We start from the raw sequence: 20,800 nt of genomic DNA on the forward strand, positions 1-20,800 counted from the left end.
GGCGGCGTTATCTCGGTTCGCCAGCCTTTCTTGCGTGCATCCGGCGCCTTACCTTCCGCTCATGAGCAAGCGCGTCTATCACCTCGTTGACGGCTCACGCGGGCCGCGGCGGGATTTCCGCATCACCGTCGGGCTGCGCGAGGGCTGGGAGGCGGAGGGCCGCGTCTATGACGTTTCCGAAGCGGTGCGCTGCGCGCACGCCTGGATGCGCCGCCGCGTCGAAGCGGGCCAGCCCGCGCTCTCAGGCATGTTCACCCGCGGCGAGGTGACCTACGCCTGGCCCAGGGACGACGGCACGGTCGGTTCCGACCGCGAGCCGGTCGCGATCCTCACCGGGGAAGCGGTGCACGCCTATCTCGGCGGCCTTCCCGACGCGCAGATCGAGGCGATGCTGAACGAACTGGCCGGCGAGCTCGGGGCGGCGCTCGGGCAGGAGCGCCTCTATGTCGCCTTCTGCGACAAAACCTGGATTCTCGACTGCGGCGAGGGGTAGACGCGACCCTCACGCGGGCCGCCGCCCTATTCTAAGAGCGACGCCCTCAACCGGAGGCCCTCATGCTCACGCTCTACTATCATACAGGCGCGTGTTCGCTCGCGCCGCATATCGCGCTCGAATGGATTGGCGAACCCTACGAAACCAAGCCGGTCGAGTTCGGCGATAAGGAATATTTGAAGATCAATCCGGCAGGCGCAGTGCCCGCGCTCGACACCGGCGAAGGCTGGATCCTGACCCAGGCCGCGGCCGTGCTGCGCTATCTCGCCGACCGCTTCCCGCAGGCGGGGATCGCCCCCGACGGGTCGCCGCGCGACGAGGCCGAGGCCGATCGCTGGTCCTCCTTCATTACCGGCGATCTCCACCCGGCCTTTTTCCCGCTGTTTTTGCCGGACCGCTATACGCGCGCTCGGGAGAAGGAGCAGTTCGACAATGTGCGCGAAGCCGCAAAGGCCCTGGTGCGCAAGAAATTCGATATTGTCGAAGCGCATCTTGCGGGTCGCCGCTTCATGGCCGGCGACAAGTTGAGCTATCTCGACGCCTATGTCTTCCCGATGGAGCGCTGGGGCGCGTCGCTGCTGGAGGACGGCTTGTCGAAATACCCCAACATTCAGAAACACCATGACATGATGGCGGCGGACGAAGGCGTAAAGCGCGTGCTCGCCGCCGAAGGCGCGTGACCGCCTCGAATTATCGCCTCTTACGAGCTTGACCGCGACGGCGTCGGGTGAAAGCTTCCGCTCAGGCGCGGAGGGGTTCATGGCACGATTTGATGGGAAAGTTGCGCTCGTTACTGGCGCAGCGAGAGGTCTTGGCCGGGTCACGGCGCTCGCCTTCGCCCGCGAGGGGGCGAGGGTCGCGCTTGCCGATATCGACGAGGCTGGCGGGCGCGAGACTCTCGACATGATCCGCGCGGCAGGCGGCGAGGGGCTCTTCACGCTCGCAGATATGCGGATCGAGCGGGACGTCGAAGCCATGGTCGCGGAGACGGTCAAGGCCTATGGCCGCCTCGACTGCGCGGTGAACAACGCCGGCGTCGTACGCTTCAAGCCCATCGTCGAGGAGACGGAAGAGGGCTTCAATTTCCACATCGACGTCAATCTGCGCGGCGTGTTCTTCTGCATGAAGCATGAGATCCGCCAGATGCGCCAAAACGGCGGCGGCGCCATCGTTAACCAGTCGTCGATCACCGGCAGCCTCACCGGCAACCCTGCAGAGGGCGCCTATGCCGCCTCCAAGGGCGGCGTCGACGGCCTGACCAAGACGGTCGCGCTCGAGGTCGCCAAGGACAATATCAGCGTCAACGCCATTTGCGCCTGCGGGATCGACGCCCCTGGCGACGTCTTCCACCAATGGATGGAGAAGGAGCACATCAGCCCCGAGGAGGCTGGGAAGCTGTTTCCGATCGGGCGGATGGGCAAGGCCGAGGAGCTGACCGAGGCCGTGCTGTTCCTGTGCTCCGAACAGGCGCGCTTCATCGTTGGCCACCTCCTCGTCGTCGACGGCGGATGGATCGCCCGCTGAAGAGTCACTCTCCGCCCTTGATTCTCCGCCGCGCCTCCCGTAACGTCGGCTGTGAACAAAAGGGCGGAACGCGGAATGCGCGCAATTCTCGTATTTGAAGCGCCAAGGATGGAGCTGGGCTAGGCCCGGCCTCCGCCAGTGGCGCTTGACCCAAGGCCCCAAGAGGGCCTTTTTTGTTGCCCGAAGACAAAAAACATCCTAGTCGCCCGCCGCGAAAAGCAAGACGGAAAATGATGATGTCGAAGGAAATGTCCGGCGCCGAAATGGTGGTCGAAGCCCTGAAGGATCAGGGCGTGGAGATTCTTTTCGGCTATCCGGGCGGCGCCGTCCTTCCGATCTATGACGTGCTCTTCCAGCAAGAGAAGGTGCAGCACATTCTCGTGCGCCATGAGCAGGGGGCCGCCCATGCCGCGGAAGGCTATGCGCGCTCCTCGGGCAAGGTCGGCGTGCTGCTCGTCACCTCGGGACCGGGCGCCACCAATACGGTGACGGGCCTCACCGACGCGCTGATGGATTCGATCCCGCTCGTCTGCATCACCGGGCAGGTGCCGACGCATCTCATCGGCTCCGACGCCTTTCAGGAATGCGACACGGTCGGCATCACCCGCCATTGCACGAAGCACAATTATCTCGTCAAGAACATCGCCGATCTGCCGCGCGTGCTGCATGAAGCCTTTTATGTGGCTTCGTCCGGCCGGCCGGGACCGGTGGTCATCGACATCCCCAAGGACGTGCAGTTCGCGCGCGGCGTCTACGCCCCGCCGCGCAGCGCCGCGCACAAGACCTATCATCCCAAGCTCGACGCCGACATGGAGGCGATGCAGCAGGCCGTGCGCATGATGGCGGCGGCGAAGCGTCCGATCTTTTACACCGGCGGCGGCGTCATTAATTCAGGACCCGCAGCCTCGACCCTGCTGCGCGAACTCGTCGGCCTGACGGGCTTTCCCATCACCTCGACGCTGATGGGGCTCGGCGCCTATCCGGGGTCGGGCGAAAACTGGCTCGGCATGCTGGGCATGCACGGCACCTGGGAAGCCAATCACGCCATGCACGACTGCGATCTGATGATCGCGGTCGGCGCGCGTTTCGACGACCGCATCACCGGACGTCTCGACGCCTTTTCGCCGGGCTCGAAAAAGATCCACATCGACATCGATCGTTCGTCCATCAACAAGAACGTCAAGGTCGATCTCGCCATCGTCGGCGATTGCGCCCATGTGCTCGAAGCCATGGTGCGCCTGTGGCGCGCCGAGGCGATGAGCGCCGACAAGCAGCCGCTCGACCATTGGTGGGCGATGATCAACGAGTGGCGGGCGCGCAAGTCACTGGCGTTCCGCAATTCGGACGCGGCGATCAAGCCGCAGCATGCGGTGCAACGGCTCTATGCGCTGACCAAGGATCGCGACGTCTACGTCACGACAGAAGTCGGGCAGCATCAGATGTGGGCCGCCCAGCATTATCATTTTGAAGAGCCGAACCGCTGGATGACCTCGGGCGGACTCGGCACCATGGGCTACGGCCTGCCGGCGGCGATCGGCGCGCAGCTCGCGCACCCCGGTTCGCTGGTGATCGACATCGCCGGCGAAGCCTCCATTCTGATGTGCATTCAGGAAATGTCGACGGCGATCCAATATCGCCTGCCGGTGAAGATCTTCATCCTCAACAACGAATATATGGGCATGGTGCGCCAGTGGCAGGAGCTGCTGCATGGCGGGCGCTATTCCCATAGCTACTCCGAGGCGCTGCCCGATTTCGTCAAGCTTGCTGAGGCGTTCGGCGCCAAGGGCATCCGCTGCTCTGATCCCGCCTCGCTCGACGCCGCGATCCAGGAGATGCTCGACTATGACGGACCGGTGATCTTCGACTGCGTCGTCGACAAGGTCGAGAATTGCTTCCCGATGATCCCCTCCGGCAAGGCGCATAACGACATGCTGCTCGCCGATCTTTCCGACGACGCCGGGATAGAGATCGGCGCGGTCATCGACGAAAAAGGAAAGATGCTTGTTTAGACGGTCGGGTTTCGGCGATCGGCAGTCGCAGCGCTGCAATCGACTGCCGACCGCCGATCTGCCGACCGCTCAGGAAAAAAGATGAACGCTCCTGCTTCTCCGCCTTCTCCCTATTCCGCCGCCGCGCCGAACGCCAAGGTCGAGTCGCATACGCTGTCCGTGCTCGTCGACAATGAGCCGGGCGTATTGGCGCGCGTCGTCGGCCTGTTTTCCGGCCGCGGCTACAATATCGAGAGCCTCACGGTCGCCGAGGTCGCCCACGCCGAACATCTCTCGCGGATCACCATATTGACCTCCGGCGCGCCGGAGACGATCGACCAGATCCATCATCAGCTCGAGCGACTCGTCCCCGTGCATCAGGTGACCGACCTCACCATGTCGATGCGTTCGCTCGAACGCGAACTCGCCATGGTCAAGGTCAAAGGTCGCGGCGAGCACCGCACCTTCGCGCTACAGCTCGCCGAAGCCTTTCGCGCCCGTATCGTCGACGCGACGACCGAGAGCTTTATTTTCGAATTGACCGGCAAACCGCAGAAGATTGATGAATTTATCGACCTGATGCGTCCGATCGGGCTCGTCGAGGTCTCCCGCACAGGCGTCGCCGCCATCTCGCGCGGGCCCGATCCGATCTAAGGCTCGAGAATTTTGACCTTGCCGGGCGGCCCGCGTAGAAGGAGCCCGCCAGCGAATTCGACGGCGCGCGGGGCGCGCCGTTCCCCCAAGAGCGCACGCACATCAAGGAAGCAGAGCACATGCGCGTTTATTACGATCGGGACGCCGACATCAATTTGATCAAAGGCAAGAAAGTCGCCATCGTCGGCTACGGCAGCCAGGGCTTCGCGCATGCGCTAAATCTCAAGGAGTCCGGCGTCGCGGAGGTCGCGGTCGCGCTGCGCCCCGGCTCCGCCTCGGCCGCCAAGGCGGAGGGCGCCGGCCTGAAGGTCATGACCGTCACGGAGGCCTCCAAATGGGCCGACGTCATCATGATGCTGACGCCCGACGAACTGCAGGGCGAGATCTACGCCAATGAGATGGCGCCGAACCTGAAGCCGGGAGCGCTGCTGCTCTTCGCCCACGGCCTCAACATCCATTTCAACCTGATTGAGCCGCGCAAGGATATCGACGTCGCCATGATCGCGCCGAAAGGCCCGGGCCATACGGTGCGCGGCGAATATCTCAAGGGCGGCGGCGTGCCCTGCCTGATCGCTGTGCATCAGGACGCTTCCGGCAACGCCAAGCAGATCGCGCTGTCCTATGCTGCGGCGATCGGCGGCGGCCGCGCCGGCATCATCGAAACGACCTTTCGCGAAGAATGCGAAACGGATCTTTTCGGCGAGCAGGTCGTGCTCTGCGGTGGTCTCGTGGAATTGATCCGCGCCGGATTCGAGACGCTGGTCGAAGCCGGCTATGCGCCGGAAATGGCGTATTTTGAATGTCTTCATGAAGTGAAGCTGATTGTCGACCTCATCTATGAGGGCGGCATCTCCAACATGAACTATTCGGTTTCGAACACGGCCGAGTATGGCGAATATGTCACCGGTCCGCGCATCATCACCAAGGACACTAAGGCGGAGATGAAGCGTGTGCTTGACGATATTCAAGCGGGCAAATTCACGCGCGATTGGATGCTGGAGAACAAAGTCGGCCAGACCTCCTTTAAGGCCACTCGCGCGCGAAATAACGCGCATCCAATCGAAGAGGTCGGCCTTCGCTTGCGCGGCATGATGCCCTGGATCGGCAAGAATAAGTTGGTCGACAAGGACCGCAATTAGCGCATAATGATTTCCCAAAAAGGCGAGCGCGCACTCGGGTTTGGGGCGTTACCGAGGCGCAATCGGCGCATCACGCATCGACAAATGCATCGCCATAGCGGGGGATGAATGCACGGGCCGGGCGGGCGGTCGAGTCATATTATCGAGAGCGAAACGCGTCGGCGCGTACATGAGATTGTACGGAGCCGCATGACGTACGACGTCTCGACATTGATCGAACATTTCGTCGAAGACGTCGAGTTGAACTACAGCTGCTCCCGACTTGGCGTGCTTCCGCCGGGACAATGGCGCGGGCGCGATGCGCTTCGCGCCCATTTGCGTCGCGTCGACGTCGATTATGAACCGCTCGACGCGGAAGTTCTCTCGGTTCTTGTCGAAGGCGACAATACCGTGGTGCGATGGATCAGCCGGTGGCGCCACCGCGCCACCGGCCATATCCACAGCATGGACATGGCGCATTTTCTGCGCTGGCGGAACGGACTCGTTTCGGAAATGTACGAGTTCCGGGATCATCGTTGCGTCGCGCGCGGCGCCGATTTCCTGCCGCAAAGCCTCGACGACATTCTCAATCCCCGCAGCCCGGGACTCTCGCGCGATGAAATGGCGCGCCGGTTGATCGCCATGGGCAGTTTCTCGTGCGCGCCCGACATCGCGCTGTTCCGTGAGCTGTGTTCGCCTGACGTCGTGTGCGAATTCGTTGGCGACCGCGCGACGGTTTCGCACGCCGGGCGACATCGCGGCATAGAGGCGCTGATCAACATCGTGCGCAGCATCGAGGTCGAGTTCGAGCAACTCGGACTCGCCATGCCCGAGGTCATCGTCGACGGCGGCGCCGCCGCTGCGCGTCGGATCGTCGAGTGGCGTCATCGCGGCACAGGCCGTTGCGGCCAAGTTCAGCTTGCCGACTTCGTGCGCTTCGAGGACGGCCGCATTGTCGAGATCGTCGAATTTCGCGACAGCACGGCGCTTTTGCAGATGCAGGCGTAACAAAGCGCGTGACGTGTGCGATGCGATTCAGTCAGTCCAATCGACATCCGGCAATCATCGCGCGCAGTCGCGTCGAGTACGGATGTGACGGCCCGGCGCGTCGTTGCCGCCAAGGAGCGGTCCGCCCGTGACTCTCGAGATTGTGGAGTTCGATCGGCTCGAGTGTCGCTTTGTCGACCATCGCTGGGGCTTCGTTGAGGAGCGGGCCGTCGACATCGAGCGCCATTGGGAGGAGCGTCGCCGCGCCAATCCGGCGCTCTACGACGGCTCTGTGCTGCTCGCCTGTCGCGTCGAGCGGGCGATCGGCGAAGACGGCGCGCGCATCTTGCGGATGGCGTTCTTCAAGACGCCTTTCTCGAGCTTTCTTGCCTGGCGAGAATTCGGCTGGCCGGACGAAGCCGTATACAATTGCTTCTCGATGCCGGCGGCGCGCGCGCGCGACGGCGCCTATCTCCTCGGGGAAATGGGGCCAAGCCACTCATTCGCCGGCCAGCTCTATTTTCCCTGCGGAACCCCCGACCCTTCCGACGTCGTCTCGGGCGGTCGCGTTGATCTTGCCGGCAGTCTTGTGCGCGAACTCGCAGAAGAGACGGGCCTCGCCGCTTCGGAGGCGCATGCGTCGGCCGGCTGGACGGCGATATTCGATCGCCAGCATGTCGCCTGCGTCAAGAGGCTGGATTTCGATGCGCCGTCGCACGCCCTCCTCGCCAGGGTGAAGGCCTTTATCGCGACCGAAAGCGCGCCCGAACTCGCGGACGCGCATATGGTTTCGAGCTTGACGGCGCTTTCCGACCCGCGCCTGCCCGCCTTCATGGTCGCGTATCTTTCGCGCGTCCTCGCCGGCGCGGATGAAATTCCGCGTCGCGCGGGTTAGATTTGCGCCAATGACTCGACCGCAACACTCCGGCGTCGTCCTTCCAGCTCCGCAAGCGTCCAGTGACGAGCGCGCTTTGGCCGTGCGCGCCGCCCTGAACGGCAGGGTTATCGTGCTTGTCGGAATGATGGGCTCCGGCAAAAGCGCCATCGGCCAGAGGCTGGCCGCACGTCTCGGCCTGCCTTTCGTCGATGCGGACGCTGAGATCGTCGCCGCGGCGGCCGGCATGTCCATTCCCGAGATTTTCGCCAAATATGGCGAACGCTATTTTCGCGACGGCGAGAGGCGCGTGATCATGCGGCTTCTGAACGGCGGCCCGGTCGTGCTCGCCACCGGCGGCGGCGCGTTTCTCGACCCGCGCACGCGCGACCGCATCGCCGAACGGGGCGTATCGGTGTGGCTAGACGCGGATCTGAAGACCTTGCTGAAACGCGTGCGCCGCAAGAATGATCGTCCCCTGCTGCAGACGGAAGATCCGGAGGAGACGCTGCGCCAGTTGCTGGACGCGCGACGCCCCCTATACGAACTCGCCGATCTTCGCGTCGAGTCGCGCGAAATCCCGCAGGATGCGATGGTGGATGATACGCTCGGGGTTCTCGCCGCAGGCTTGCCGATGTTGGAAGACTTGCGGCAGCGGGCGCAAAGCAAAGGTTTCGCCAAAGCCATGACGCATCTCTATCCCGCGCGCGCTGAAGGCGACGCCCGGCGCCAGGAAATCGTTCGGGTCGCGCTCGGCGGGCGCTCCTACGACATCATCATCGGCGACGGGCTGCTGCAGCGCGCCGGCGATTATATCGCGGAGATCGCGCCCGGCGCCGCATGCGCCGTCATCACGGACGAGAATGTCGCCAGACTGCACCTTCCGACGGTTGAGCAGAGTCTGAAGGACGCCGGCCTGCGTGTGACGACCATCATCGTTCCGCCTGGCGAGGCGTCAAAATCGCTGTCGGTCTATGGCCGCGTCTGTGACGACGTGCTGACCGCAAGAATCGAACGGCGCGATCTGATCGTCGCGCTTGGCGGCGGCGTCGTTGGCGACCTCGCCGGATTTGTGGCCGCGAGCGTGCGGCGCGGCTCGCGCTTCGTGCAGATTCCGACGACGTTGCTGTCGCAGGTCGATTCTTCGGTCGGCGGCAAGACGGGGATCAATTCGCGTCACGGCAAGAATTTGATCGGCGCCTTTCACCAGCCCTCGCTGGTTCTGGCCGACGTCGACACACTGCGCACGTTGCCGCTGCGCGAGTTCCGCGCCGGCTACGCCGAAGTGGTGAAATACGGTCTGATCGGCGACGCCCGCTTCTTCGATTGGCTCGACGCCGACTCGGAAGCGGTGTTCCACAGTCAGGCGGAACAGATTTGCGCCGTGGCGGTGAGCTGCGAGACCAAGGCGACGATCGTCGCGCGCGATGAAACGGAGCAGGGCGAACGGGCGTTGCTCAACCTCGGTCACACATTCGGCCACGCCTTCGAGCGCCTGACCGATTACAACAGCGCGCGCCTGGTTCACGGCGAGGGCGTTGCGATCGGCATGGCTTGCGCCGCGCGCTTCTCCGTGCGCCGCGGTCTGTGCCCCGAGGCGGCGGCGGAGCGCGTCGAACGCCATCTGAAGGCCGTCGGTCTGCCGACGAAGATCCGCGACATTCCGGATTGGCGCGACGACGCCCAGGCCATTCTCGACGCCATGTATCAGGACAAGAAGGTCGAGCGCGGCGCGCTGACTTTCATTCTCTTGCGCGGCATCGGCCAGGCGTTTATCGCAAAATCCGTCGACGCCAATGAGGTGCTTGGCTTTCTTAAAGACGAGCTAAAGCGGACATAGCGCCATGCATGGGCTCGAATCCAGCGCGCCGCAGGTCGACATATGGACTGCGGTCGGCATCGTCATCGTCTGCGTATTCCTGTCGGCGGTCTTTGCGGGGTCGGAGACGGCGCTCACCGCCGCGTCGCACGCCCGGATGCATTCGCTGGAAAAAGAGGGCGATAAGCGCGCCGCCGCCGTCAATCGGCTGCTGCGCCAGCGTAACCGCATGATCGCCGCGCTGTTGCTTGGCGGCACCCTGGTCAACATCGGCGGCTCCGCTTTCACCACGAGCGTGCTGGTCGTTGTCGCGGCTGACAATGGCGCGGTGTATGCGACCGTCATCATGACCGTGTTGCTGCTTGTCTTCGCCGAGGTTCTGCCGAAAACGCTGGCGATCAATCATCCCGACGAAACATCGCTGCGGGTCGCGAAGTTTATTGCGCCCTTCGTGCGAGTCGTCGGGCCGCTCCTCGCGGGCGTCGAATATATCGTGCGCACGGTGCTCGCGTTGGCGGGCGTCGAGGTTGGCCAAGGACGAACAGTTCGCTCGCCCTATGACGAATTAAAGAGCGCCGTCGATATTTTGCATGACGAGGGCAATGTCGAGCGCGCCGCGCGCGACATGTTCGGCGGCGTCCTAGATTTGCAGGTGCTGCATGTTTCGGACGTGATGATCCACCGCACCAAAATGCGCACGATCGACGCGGATCTGCCGCCGGACCAGATCGTGCGCGAGGTGCTGTCGTCGCCCTTCACCCGCATGCCGCTCTGGCGCGAGCGACCGGACAATTTCGTCGGGGTCCTGCATTCGAAGGACATACTGCGGGCGCTGAACGCCGCAGGCGGCGACGCCTCCAAGCTCGACGTCGGCGAGGTGATGTTCGCCCCGTGGTTTGTCCCCGAGGCGACGACGCTCGAGGATCAGCTCGAAGCCTTCCTGAAGCGTAAGACGCATTTCGCTTTGGTCGTCGACGAATATGGCGAGGTGATGGGACTCGTCACGCTCGAAGATATCCTCGAGGAAATCGTCGGCGACATTCGTGACGAACATGATCTCGCGGTGCAGGGCGTGCGTCCGCAGCCCGACGGGTCGGTGCTGGTCGACGGCGCCGTGCCGGTGCGCGATCTCAATCGCGTCATGGCGTGGGAGCTGCCCGATGAGGAAGCGACAACGATCGCGGGACTGGTGATCCACGAGGCGGGCGCGATTCCGGAAGCCGGGCAGGTCTTCACCTATCACGGTTTCCGTTTCGAGGTGATGCGCAAGATCAGGAATCGCGTCACCGCCTTGCGGGTGACGCCGCAGCAAGCCGTATGACGACGCACGCAGAGGATCTTCTCTTAAATTTCAGCGGATAATTCGACTTGCAGGCCTTCGGCGCGATACGAGAGCCTGACGTCTCCGCCCATCTGGCGCGCGAGCACATTGGTGATCAGGAAATGCCCGACTCCGGTTTGCTCCGGGTGTTCGACCTTTGGCCCCCCCGTCTCCGTCCAATTCAAGATGAGACGTGGACGATCTTCTTCGCGATCGATACGCCAGCTGATCGCTATCCGACCGTCGTCGTCTGAGAGCGCTCCGTGCTGCTCGGCGTTGGCAAGCAGTTCGTTGATGGTCAGACCCAAGGCGGAGGCGACCGCGGAGCGCAATTCCACGTCTTCGCCCGACAGTGAGATACGCTCGGCGTAGTCGTGGCTGCCACAAGACAGCGCGATCATGAGCAGGTCTCTGAGCGGCGTTCGTTCCCAGGAGGTCTGCACGAGCAGCGTGGAGATGCGGCTCAGACACTGGACGCGGTGGGAGAAGCCTTGCTGAAAGCTCGAAAAGTCCTGCGCCGTGCGCGCGGTGATATTGGCGATTCCCTGGATCATCGCGAGCGAATTGTTCACCCGGTGATGCAGCTCGCGGTTCATCATCTGATTGTGCATCTCCGCGTTTTTGATCTCGTCGACGTCGGTGATGGCGACGATCGCGCCGATAACGGCCCCCTTGTCGTCGCGGATCGGCGCGCCGACGATGTTGATCCAGACGTAGGCGCCGTCGCCGCGCTCGATCTTGCACTCGAGCTGCGGATGGTTCTCCCCAGCAAGGGCGCGCGCGAGCGGGTATTCCTCATTCGCGACCGGGTGGCCGTCCTGATGAATGGCGTTCCATTTGGAATAGGCTTGCGTGCTTTCCGAGTAGCGAACAGGGCGACGGAAGATCGCTTCAATGACGTGATTGCCCTCGACGATTCGTCCGCTCGGGGCTTCGGCGATGATGATTCCGACCGGCACGGCGTCAAGCAGCGCGCGCAGTTGCAGATTCGCCCCCGCGCGGCTGACGATCGACGAGCTTTTCATCAGTAGATCGTTCAGCTCGGACAGCCTCTTGCGCTTTTCGCGCAGGCGCTCGTCCATGTCCTGAAGGCTATGCGCGATCGCATCGACCTCAGGAACGCCGGTGTCGCTCCAATGCGAGGCGCCGCGCGCTTCCACGGCCAGACTCAATTCGGCGAGTTCATGTTGCGCCCTTTGCGTCTCCCCGCGCTGCCTCACCAGTAAAAAAATCACGGCGATCGTCGTCGCCAGCGCGAGCGTGAGCGCGCCAACGATCAGGCGCCAGACCTCGATCATGTTTGCCGCGCCTTCCGCGGCGCGGGCGGCAGACGTCATCGCCAGCAGGAACGCCAGCGCAGCGCGCGGCGCGGCGACCCCCGGCGCCCGCGGGTATGGTTTGGCCGTCGCCGACACGGGCGGCGACCGCCGGGCTGATCGACCGTTATGGCCTTCCGTCATTACGCTGCCAAAATTTTCGGGACCCTGCCGGGCGTAACCGTCAGATAGCGCGAAATCTTGATCGCGCATCCCACGCGAAGGCTTGGCTGTCAAACGGCGCGGGAGGGTCGCCGGGCCGCGAGGTCCGAGACGGTGGGATCGGTGTCGATGTCGCTCGTGTTGAGCAGGCCCAGATGCTGCGCAAGTTTGGCGCGGGCGCGATTCAACCGGCTCTTGACCGTGCCAATGGCCACGCCGCAGACCTCCGCCGCTTCGTCGTAGGAGAGTTCGGTGATCCCGATCAGCAGCAGAATTTCCTTGTGTTCGGGGGCAAGCTTATCAAGCGCCGCCTGAACGTCGGTCAGGGTGAGCGCCGACTCCTGGCCACCCTTCACGGGGATCTGCTGGGCCAGGAGATTGTCGCTGTCCTGAACTTCGCGCGAGCGTTTCCGATAGCTCGAAAAATAAGTGTTGCGCAAAATGGTGACGAGCCAGGCGCGCAGATTGGTGTTTTGCTGAAAGGAATCGGCGTGCGACCAGGCTTTGACCAGAGTGTCCTGAACCAGGTCGTCGGCGAGGCTATGCGATCCGCACAGCGAAATGGCGAAGGCGCGCAGATAGGGCATCTGCGCCACCATCTGATCTCCGAAGGCCTCGTAGCTCATTTCTTTTCGCGCTGTTTGGCTTCCAGCTTGGCCAGCAGCACAGTGAATTTGTCAGGAATAGGTTGGTGGATCAGATCGTCGCAATAGGCGCGAAAAACGCGCCCGAGCTGAGCTTGGACCTTCGGGTCCAGCGCAACGCCATCTGCTTGTGCCCCGTCAGCATCCTGGAAGCTGTCAGCATCAGCCTCCTCCGGACCACCAGTCTTATTGTTCAAGTTCGGTTCCGCGTCGCGGGAGGGGCCGTCGTTGTCGTGAGGATTTTCGCGTTGGCTCATTCTCGACCCCGAGTTCGCCCCGAGACTGGCCGCCTCTACCCGGGGCGGCCGAGCGACGACCTCCCTTGATGGAACGCGTAAGAACACTAATTGTTCCGTCATTGCAAGCAAGGAACACTGTGACATATCAGCGGGCGCTTGAATTGACTTGGGCGCTGGGCGGCATAGGATGAAACTATGAACCTCTCCCGAGAAATTGCGGTGCACCTGCCTTACCTCCGCCGGTTTGCGAGGGCGCTTTGCGGCTCGCAAAAGAGCGGCGACGCTTATGTTGTCGCCACGCTCGAGGCGCTGGTGGTGGATCCGGATGCGTTTCCATCAAATATGTCGCCCAAGGTCGGGCTTTACCACCTCTTCATGACGTCCTGGTCGTCGATCCGGTTGAACACCGAAGCAGCGCCCGATGACGAGATATCCGCGGCACAGCGGAATATCAGCTTGCTGACGCCGCGGTCGCGACAGGCCTTTTTGCTGCGCACGGTCGAAGGGTTTTCGGTCGCTGACGCCGCCGCAATACTGGGCGCGACCGAAGAAGAGGTCGAAGCGCTGGTAACGGAGGCAGGCCGGGAAATCGCCGAACGCGTCGCGACGGACGTGCTCATCATCGAGGATGAATCGCTCATTGCGCAGGACATCGAGTTCATCGCGCGCGATCTGGGCCATCGCATCATCGGCGTCGCCCGCACCCATCAAGAAGCCGTGGAACTCGCGGCGCGCAAGCGGCCGGGGTTGATTCTCGCGGACATTCAGCTTGCCGACGGCAGCTCTGGTCTGAACGCCGTCAACGAAATGCTCGAAAGTTTCGACGCGCCAGTGATTTTCATAACTGCATTTCCCGAACGCCTGCTGACCGGCGAGCGGCCCGAGCCGGCGTTTCTCATCAGCAAGCCCTACAAGGTCGACACGGTCAAGGCGACGATCAGCCAGGCGCTGTTCTTCGAGCGCAAGGCGTCTCGCGCGGCCTAGCGGCTCGTGGCGGAATATCCCCATCAACGCCGCCCAAGTTTCACGAAAAGGCCGCTTCAAAGCTGTAGTCTAGCTGTTTCGGCGCGCCATATAAGATACGCGCATTACGGCTCCGCTGAGCCGCTCGAGAAGAGCCTTCGTCGCTTTCGGCGCGCTCGAGCCGAGGGGGCTCTTGGACTGTGAATAGTCAAGCTATAGCGGCAAACGTAGCTGCAGAGGCGGCGCGGCCTGCTCGAGCGCGTTGGCGGGAGTTCTGCGCGCTTGCTCTGGGATTCTGGGCCAGCGAGCCGAGCCGACGGGCATGGAGTCTGACGGGGTTAGTCGCCCTGTGCATCGCGCTGCAGCTTGGGGCGCAGCTCAGCATCAACGAATGGAACCGCAAGTTTTTCGACGCGCTCGAAAGCAAGAACGTCGAAGCGTTGAGTTGGGCGACGCTGCTGTTGCCCGCCCTCGTCGCGTTCAGCGGCCTCGCCATTAGCGGAACGCTTGTCGCGCGCATGACTTTGCAGATGCGCTGGCGAGAATGGCTCACTGAGAAACTCGCCGGCTGGTGGCTCGAGGACCAACGCTACTACCGTCTCGAGATCGCCGCAGCCGAGCAAACCTCGCCGGAATACCGGATCGCCAAGGACGTGCAACTTGCCGTCGAGCCGCTGGTGGAATTCGCCGTCGGCTTTTTGACGGCGCTGGCGACGGCATTGGCCTTCGTCGGGGTTCTATGGACCGTTGGCGGCGCGCTGGAGCTCAATCTGCTTGGCGCGCGCCTCGTGTTGCCGGGATATCTCGGCTTCGCCGCGGTGGTTTATGCGACGATCGCCGGCGGCCTCGCCTACTTCGCCGGCCGTCCGCTGGTTCCGGCCGTTGCGCAGAAGAATGAAGCTGAAGCGCAGTTCCTCTCTGAACTCACACGGCTGAAGGAAAACGCGGAAAGCATTGCGCTCATTCGCGGCGACGCAGACGAACTGAGTTCTGTCCTGCAGAACTATCGACGCGTCGTCACGGCCTGGATTCGCCAGATCCATCGCAACGGGGTCATCGCCACCGTGCAGAGCGCCAATGGCGCGCTCGTGCCGCTAATTCCGCTCGTGCTCGTCGCGCCCAAATATCTCTCGGGCGCGCTCACGCTCGGCGCGGTCATGCAGCTTACCGCCGCCTTCGTCTCGGTACAGATCGCCTTCAACTGGTTCATCGACAATTCGGTGCGCGTCGCGGAGTGGATGGCCTCGGCCAACCGGGTCGACGAACTCGCAGAAGCGCTCGAGAGTTTGGATATCGCCGTCATCATGGAGGAGAAAGAGTTCATCGATTTCGGCGTCAGCGACGACGACACGATTCACCTAGAAGATCTCGCGGTCGCGCATCGCAATGGCCGAATCGTGATTGCTGGCGCGAACGTTGTCATTCCCAACGGCGAAAAGCTGCTGGTGGCGGGGCCGAGCGGCACGGGAAAGAGCACGCTTGTTCGCGCCCTCGCCGGGTTATGGCCGTGGGGCTCCGGGCGTATCCTCTTGCCTAAAGACGCCCACATCGCCTTTGTGCCGCAGAAGCCGTACATCCCCTTGGGCACGCTTCGTCAGGCCATGCTCTATTCAATATCCGACAAGGACATCACCGACGACATGCTCGAAGGCGCGATGCGGCGATGCGGCCTGGGTTATCTCGTCAAGCATCTCGACGAAGAGCAGCGCTGGGACCAAACGCTTTCCGGCGGCGAGCGGCAGCGAACGGCTTTTGTTCGGCTCTTGCTGGAAAGGCCGCAGATCATCATCATGGATGAGGCGACGTCGGCGCTCGATGAAGAGAGTCAGGTTTCGATGCTGCGCCTGTTCAATGAAGATCTCGCCGGCGCGACGGTGATCAGCGTCGGCCATCGCGTTGGCATGGAAGATTTTCACGACAAGAAACTCGTTCTTGAGCGTCGCCCCGCCGGCGCGCATATTACGAGCCGTAAGCTGCAAAAATCCCTGTGGCACTTGTTCGACGACGCCGCGCTTCATTGATTTGTTGGCGCTAGGGCAGGCTCCGAAAAAGTTGACAGGCTTTTTCGATGAGAACCTGCTCGAACATTTTGATGTTGAGCGATTCCCTACCGATCACCTGATTCCATGTGATCGGTAAAGCGCGCCAGGCGTTCGCCGCGCATGTATCCTCAACTGTGCCCAACGATCCATATATCGGACTTCCCGAAGGACATATCGTTTGCTCTGCGTCGATGAGCAAACGCGACATTGCATTTGAGCGGCGCAGATTTCTTTGACCCTTTGGGAGGATCAGATATGCAAATGGCTTACAACGGAGCAACGCCGTCGGTCGCGCCGATGGGCGTGACCATGGATCAGATGTTTGCGCCGCAGGGCTTTATCGGCGGCGCGCTCGGCAGCGCGCTGGGCGGATTAGGCGGCGGCGCGATTGGCCGCGCCTTCGGCAACCAGAATCTCGGTCGGCAGATCGGCAACATCGCGGGCGGCGTGCTTGGCGGCTTGCTGCCGTTTGAGGCCGGCCCGCAGGCCTACGCCGGGACCTATTACGTCCCGCAAACGGCTGCGCCCGGCTTTGCGCCTCAGGGAATCGTCGGCGACGCGCTCGGCGCGATCGGGGCGCCGCTCGGCGGCTTCATCGGCGGCCGGTTCGGCAACGCCGGTCTCGGCCAGACGATCGGCGGCACGGTGGGCGGTCTTGCCCAGCGCTTCCTGCCGTTCGACGCCGGCCCGCAGCCCTACGCCGGGACCTATTACGTCCCGCAGACGGCTGCGCCCGGCTTTGCGCCGCAGGGGATCGTCGGCGATGCGCTCGGCGCCATCGGTGCGCCGCTCGGCGGCTTCATTGGCGGCCGCTTCGGCAACGCCGGACTCGGCCAGACGATCGGCGGCACGGTGGGCGGTCTCGCTCAGCGTTTCCTGCCGTTCGACGCCGCGCCGCAGCAAGCCTACGCCGGGACCTATTACGTCCCGCAGACGGCTGCGCCCGGCTTTGCGCCTCAGGGGATCGTCGGCGACGCGCTCGGCGCAATCGGCGCGCCGCTCGGCGGCTTCATTGGCGGCCGTTTCGGCAACGCCGGACTCGGCCAGACGATCGGCGGCACGGTGGGCGGTCTCGCTCAGCGCTTTCTGCCGTTCGAGGCGGAGCCGGTTTTCGTTCCGCAGGGCTTCATCGGCGATGCGCTCGGCGCGGTCGGGGGCCGGGTTGGCAACTGGATCGGCGGACGCTTCGGCAACGCCGGCGCTGGCCAGACGGTTGGCAATGTGGTGGGCGGACTTGCCCAGCGCTTCCTGCCGTTCGAAGCTGGCCCACAGGCTGGAACTTATTATGTCCCCCAGACGGCTGCGCCTGTGTTTGCGCCGCAGGGCATCGTCGGCGATGCGCTTGGCGCGATCGGCGCGCCGCTCGGCGGTTTCATCGGCGGGCGCTTCGGCAATGCGGGACTCGGTCAGACGATCGGCGGCACGGTGGGCGGACTGGCCCAGCGCTTCCTGCCCTTCGACGCCGCGCCGCAGCCCGTCTACTACGTGCCGCAGATGCAGGCGCCGATGTACGGCTGACGTCTGAGCGACGCAATCGACGCGGCGCATGAAGGATGATCTGCTGCCGCTTCCGGGCCGATTCATCGGCCCGGAAGCCCTCAAGAGATCAGGATCGCGAAATCATGAGCGCAACGAACGGCATCGATCAATTTCTGGTGGCGCCCCGCAACGCGGCGAGCACAGGGGATTTGGCCGCTTTCGAACAGGCGATGCAGTCTGTTCCCGGCGCCGCAATTCTTCAGCGCGCCGGCAAGGCTGGTCAACCAAGGCTGGTCGTCGCTTTGCCTGCGGCGAGCGCAAGTCACTTGCGCGAACAATTTGGCGCGACCCTGATCATCGAACCAAACGCTCCGCTGAAACCATTTTAGCGCCGGCGCGCGTCCTTCATGGCGATGCGCAGGCTGGCCCGAATTTATTAGGAGAGTCGAAATGGCTGGTCCCGACAATAGTACTCCTGCGCCGAATGGCCACAACCCAGAGCCGTCCCCGCCGTCAGCAAATGGCGCTGAAGCGCGGGTCGAGCCGATGGCGATAGCCCCCACCGAGCGCTTCATGATCGCCTCGCGGCGCGTGCCAGGATTCGCGCCTGCTTCCGCCATGGATCTGGCCAATGCGCTCCCCGACGTAAAGATTGTGCGGCGGATTCAGCCGCGCGGGCTCACCGCTTTTTCCGCTGGCGGTTCCTCTTCGCAGTCGCCGGAAATTCTCGTCGCCGAGATGGACCCTGGGCGCGGCGCAGCGCTGCAGGCCTCGGCGCCGCCCAACGTCATCGTGGAGCGCGACGCCTTTCTACGCGCCTCGGACGACTTCCGTCCTTTCGACTTCAACGGAGCCATGCCGATTGCGGCGGGCGTCGGAGTCGACGTGCAGCTGCGCGTCGTCGGCGCTGGTGGCAAGCCGCTGCCCAAGGCCACCGTCTATGTCTATGGCCAGGGCTTTCCGGGCCAAGGCGTCACGAATGAGCGCGGCGAAGTCGTCGTGACCGTGTTCGGCGGTCCGATCGAGACCATCCAGGCGATTTACGTCAAACCTGCCGCCGATCATTGGGATCGTATGCTCCGCGGGCCAGCGCTTCAGGCCGGCGCCGTGAACACGGTGCAATTGCGTCCGCTGACCGAACGCTTCAACGGCTTTCCTCAAAACGGCATGATTGGCTGGGGCCAGCGGCTCATGAAGCTCGACCGGCTCGATCCTTCATTCACCGGCGCCGGCGTCAAGATCGGCATCATCGATTCAGGTTGCGACAGCGCGCACCCGCAATTGCGCCATGTGACGCGGGGCGCCGATCTCACCAATGGCGGCGACAAGACGAGTTGGTCGAACGATCAAATCGGCCATGGAACGCATTGCGCCGGAATCATTACGGCCGCCTCCGATGGCGTCGCCGGCATTCGCGGCTTTGCGCCGAGGGCGGAAGTTCACGCGCTGAAAGTATTTCCCGGCGGACGGTTCAGCGATCTTATCGACGCGCTCGACGAATGCATCGAACGGCAGCTCGACGTCGTCAATATGAGCCTTGGCAGCGGCGATCCTTCCGAACTCGTCGCCCAGAAAATCGCCGAAGCGCGCCAGAGCGGCGTCGCCTGCATCGTCGCCGCCGGAAACTCCAGCGGACCCGTGCAATTTCCCGGCATGCTGCCGACGGTGCTGACGGTCGCCGCGATGGGCAAACTCGACGAGTTTCCTTCTGACAGCTACCATGCTCAGACCGTCGTTCCGCAACTTGTCGCGGGGACGATGTTCTCGCCGAAATTCACGTGCTTTGGGCCGCAGATCACTGTCGCGGCGCCTGGCGTTGCAATTGTCTCCACTGTGCCTGGCGGGGGCTATGCGGCGTGGGACGGCACCTCGATGGCGACGCCTCACGTCACCGGCATGGCGGCGCTGCTTCTCGCGCACCATGCGCTCCTCGCTGGGGCGCGGACGGCGCGCAATGAGCAACGCGTCGCGCAACTCTTCTCGTTGTTGGCCGCGTCGGGCGTCCGCTATCTCGGCGACTCCACGCGCGAAGGAGCCGGCGCGCCGGATTTTGAGCGCACGCCCAGTCTCGCCGCGGCTCAGCCTTTGGGCGCGACTGCGCCGGCGAACGCGGGACTGGCGCCCGCGCGCGTGATGATCGACGGATTTGCTCCGCTGAGCGCGCCAGCGCCTTGGGCCGTCGATCCTGCGATGATGCAAAGGGTCAATCCAGCGATCATCCAGCGCATGATGCAGTTGCGGGCCGCGGGACTTATTTAGTCGCAAGCACGAGCGGTCCCCGATTGATCGGCGAATGAAGCGCTTCTCCGTCATGTGCGGGGGAGCGCTTTCGCATCGAGTGCGCCGCTTCGCCACGGCCGCGCACTTGCAGCTTCTGCAGAACATTGTGCACGTGATTCTTCACCGTGCCGAGTTCGATGCGTAACCGACGGGCGATCTCCTTATTGGGCAGCCCGCGCTCGATCAGTTCAAGTATTTCCCGCTCGCGCGCGGTAAGCGCGTCCTCTGCGTCCGCGCCGGACGAGAGCGCCTCCTTGCCGATAGGCCGACGCTCGTCGACGGGATGAATCGCGGGCGCCGCTGTCAATCGTGCGAGCAGTTCGACAACGTCTTCAATTGACCCTTCGCGAGGAATGACGCCGACGATCGATGGACAGGCGGCCGCCAATGCTGGGCTAGCCGACGCCGGCGCGCCGATGGCGACGATTCGCAAATCGGGATGCTGCGCAGCGAGACCTTGCGCGATCGCAAGGCCTTCCAACTCGCCGACGTCGAGCAGAGCAATATCAGGTTCCAAATCAGCCGCTACCGCCAGCGCGGCGTCACACTCGACGACGCCGACGACGGACATTCCCTCGTGCTGCCCAAGACGCAAGCCAAGCGCCTCGCTGAACAGGCGCATGTCGCTGACGATCAAGATGCGCGCGTTTCGCGGCGGATTTGCCGATCTAGGAACAAACGCGCTCTGCGCTGACAGACCGGGGTCCAGGGCGGAATCGTCTCGGAAGGCCGCAAACCGAGGCATGGAACTACTCCTGAGCGCTATGTCTGAGTGGGCGCCTAATACATTGGCGCGTTTTGAAAGGCGTGACGCCTGGGCGTCATCGCCTGCAATTTTTCGGTTTCAGCGTCATGGCCGTTGTTAAACCGCATCGACATTGAGCCATCATGACGCCT

At 63.4% G+C, this 20,800-nt stretch carries 19 protein-coding genes; 15 read left to right on the forward strand and 4 right to left on the reverse strand.

Features of this window, described 5'->3' with window-relative positions:
- The first annotated feature begins 61 nt into the window (after positions 1–61).
- From A3OO_RS0104440 to A3OO_RS0104490, 10 genes are all read left to right on the forward strand, one after another.
- Complete coding sequence (locus A3OO_RS0104440) at positions 62–493, forward strand: hypothetical protein (protein ID WP_026222683.1); 432 nt, start codon at positions 62–64, stop codon at positions 491–493.
- A gap of 62 nt (positions 494–555) precedes the next feature.
- Positions 556–1,173: a glutathione S-transferase family protein gene (locus A3OO_RS0104445; RefSeq protein ID WP_018406633.1), complete on the forward strand. Its 618-nt coding sequence runs from the start codon at positions 556–558 to the stop codon at positions 1,171–1,173.
- 79 nt (positions 1,174–1,252) lie between these two features.
- The gene (locus A3OO_RS0104450) at positions 1,253–2,017 is read left to right on the forward strand and encodes a glucose 1-dehydrogenase (RefSeq protein ID WP_018406634.1); all 765 of its coding nucleotides are present in this window, start codon (positions 1,253–1,255) and stop codon (positions 2,015–2,017) included.
- Between the two features lie 236 nt (positions 2,018–2,253).
- On the forward strand, positions 2,254–4,026 hold the full coding sequence (locus A3OO_RS0104455; protein ID WP_026222684.1) for an acetolactate synthase 3 large subunit: 1,773 nt from the start codon (positions 2,254–2,256) through the stop codon (positions 4,024–4,026).
- A gap of 81 nt (positions 4,027–4,107) precedes the next feature.
- Positions 4,108–4,659: an acetolactate synthase small subunit gene (gene ilvN, locus A3OO_RS0104460; protein WP_018406636.1), complete on the forward strand. Its 552-nt coding sequence runs from the start codon at positions 4,108–4,110 to the stop codon at positions 4,657–4,659.
- A gap of 119 nt (positions 4,660–4,778) precedes the next feature.
- Positions 4,779–5,798 carry a ketol-acid reductoisomerase gene (gene ilvC, locus A3OO_RS0104470; protein WP_018406638.1) on the forward strand — a complete coding sequence of 340 codons (1,020 nt, stop codon included), beginning with the start codon at positions 4,779–4,781 and terminating at the stop codon, positions 5,796–5,798.
- A gap of 189 nt (positions 5,799–5,987) precedes the next feature.
- The gene (locus A3OO_RS0104475) at positions 5,988–6,785 is read left to right on the forward strand and encodes a nuclear transport factor 2 family protein (protein WP_018406639.1); all 798 of its coding nucleotides are present in this window, start codon (positions 5,988–5,990) and stop codon (positions 6,783–6,785) included.
- A 127-nt stretch (positions 6,786–6,912) separates the two neighbouring features.
- Entirely contained in the window at positions 6,913–7,659 is a 747-nt protein-coding gene (locus A3OO_RS0104480; RefSeq protein WP_018406640.1) for an NUDIX hydrolase, read from the forward strand.
- Between the two features lie 10 nt (positions 7,660–7,669).
- Positions 7,670–9,478, forward strand: coding sequence for a 3-dehydroquinate synthase (gene aroB / locus A3OO_RS22845; RefSeq protein ID WP_083909794.1), 1,809 nt, complete (start codon positions 7,670–7,672; stop codon positions 9,476–9,478).
- A 4-nt stretch (positions 9,479–9,482) separates the two neighbouring features.
- A complete protein-coding gene (locus A3OO_RS0104490) occupies positions 9,483–10,778 on the forward strand; it encodes an HlyC/CorC family transporter (RefSeq protein WP_018406642.1) in 1,296 nt (431 codons plus the stop codon).
- A 23-nt stretch (positions 10,779–10,801) separates the two neighbouring features.
- On the opposite strand, the gene A3OO_RS0104495 is transcribed toward A3OO_RS0104490, so the two are convergent.
- The 3 genes from A3OO_RS0104495 to A3OO_RS21105 form a co-directional block, all read right to left on the reverse strand.
- Positions 10,802–12,193, reverse strand: a complete 1,392-nt coding sequence (locus A3OO_RS0104495; RefSeq protein WP_245257102.1) for an HWE histidine kinase domain-containing protein — start codon at positions 12,191–12,193, stop codon at positions 10,802–10,804.
- Between the two features lie 134 nt (positions 12,194–12,327).
- Positions 12,328–12,882 carry a sigma-70 family RNA polymerase sigma factor gene (locus tag A3OO_RS0104500; RefSeq protein ID WP_018406644.1) on the reverse strand — a complete coding sequence of 185 codons (555 nt, stop codon included), beginning with the start codon at positions 12,880–12,882 and terminating at the stop codon, positions 12,328–12,330.
- Positions 12,879–13,157 (reverse strand): NepR family anti-sigma factor, encoded by a 279-nt coding sequence (locus A3OO_RS21105; protein ID WP_040573614.1) that lies wholly within the window; start codon positions 13,155–13,157, stop codon positions 12,879–12,881. The genes A3OO_RS0104500 and A3OO_RS21105 overlap by 4 nt, the downstream gene beginning before the upstream one ends.
- Before the next feature lie 177 nt (positions 13,158–13,334).
- Between A3OO_RS21105 and A3OO_RS0104510 the strand changes: the two genes are divergently transcribed.
- The 5 genes from A3OO_RS0104510 to A3OO_RS0104535 all read left to right on the forward strand — a co-directional run bounded on the left by A3OO_RS0104510 (position 13,335) and on the right by A3OO_RS0104535 (position 19,882).
- Positions 13,335–14,123 (forward strand): response regulator, encoded by a 789-nt coding sequence (locus tag A3OO_RS0104510; RefSeq protein ID WP_018406646.1) that lies wholly within the window; start codon positions 13,335–13,337, stop codon positions 14,121–14,123.
- Between the two features lie 179 nt (positions 14,124–14,302).
- Positions 14,303–16,123, forward strand: coding sequence for an ABC transporter ATP-binding protein/permease (locus A3OO_RS21110; protein WP_018406647.1), 1,821 nt, complete (start codon positions 14,303–14,305; stop codon positions 16,121–16,123).
- 282 nt (positions 16,124–16,405) lie between these two features.
- On the forward strand, positions 16,406–17,662 hold the full coding sequence (locus A3OO_RS22525) for a hypothetical protein (protein WP_198008756.1): 1,257 nt from the start codon (positions 16,406–16,408) through the stop codon (positions 17,660–17,662).
- Between the two features lie 104 nt (positions 17,663–17,766).
- Positions 17,767–18,012 (forward strand): hypothetical protein, encoded by a 246-nt coding sequence (locus A3OO_RS0104530; RefSeq protein WP_026222687.1) that lies wholly within the window; start codon positions 17,767–17,769, stop codon positions 18,010–18,012.
- A gap of 61 nt (positions 18,013–18,073) precedes the next feature.
- A complete protein-coding gene (locus A3OO_RS0104535) occupies positions 18,074–19,882 on the forward strand; it encodes a S8 family serine peptidase (RefSeq protein ID WP_026222688.1) in 1,809 nt (602 codons plus the stop codon).
- On the opposite strand, the gene A3OO_RS0104540 is transcribed toward A3OO_RS0104535, so the two are convergent.
- Complete coding sequence (locus tag A3OO_RS0104540) at positions 19,875–20,540, reverse strand: response regulator transcription factor (RefSeq protein ID WP_245257103.1); 666 nt, start codon at positions 20,538–20,540, stop codon at positions 19,875–19,877. The two genes, A3OO_RS0104535 and A3OO_RS0104540, sit on opposite strands and share 8 nt — an antisense overlap.
- Positions 20,541–20,800: the final 260 nt, after the last annotated feature.

Origin of the sequence: Methylocystis rosea SV97 (assembly GCF_000372845.1) — a bacterium.
In the GTDB taxonomy this organism is placed as follows: Bacteria; Pseudomonadota; Alphaproteobacteria; order Rhizobiales; family Beijerinckiaceae; genus Methylocystis; species Methylocystis rosea.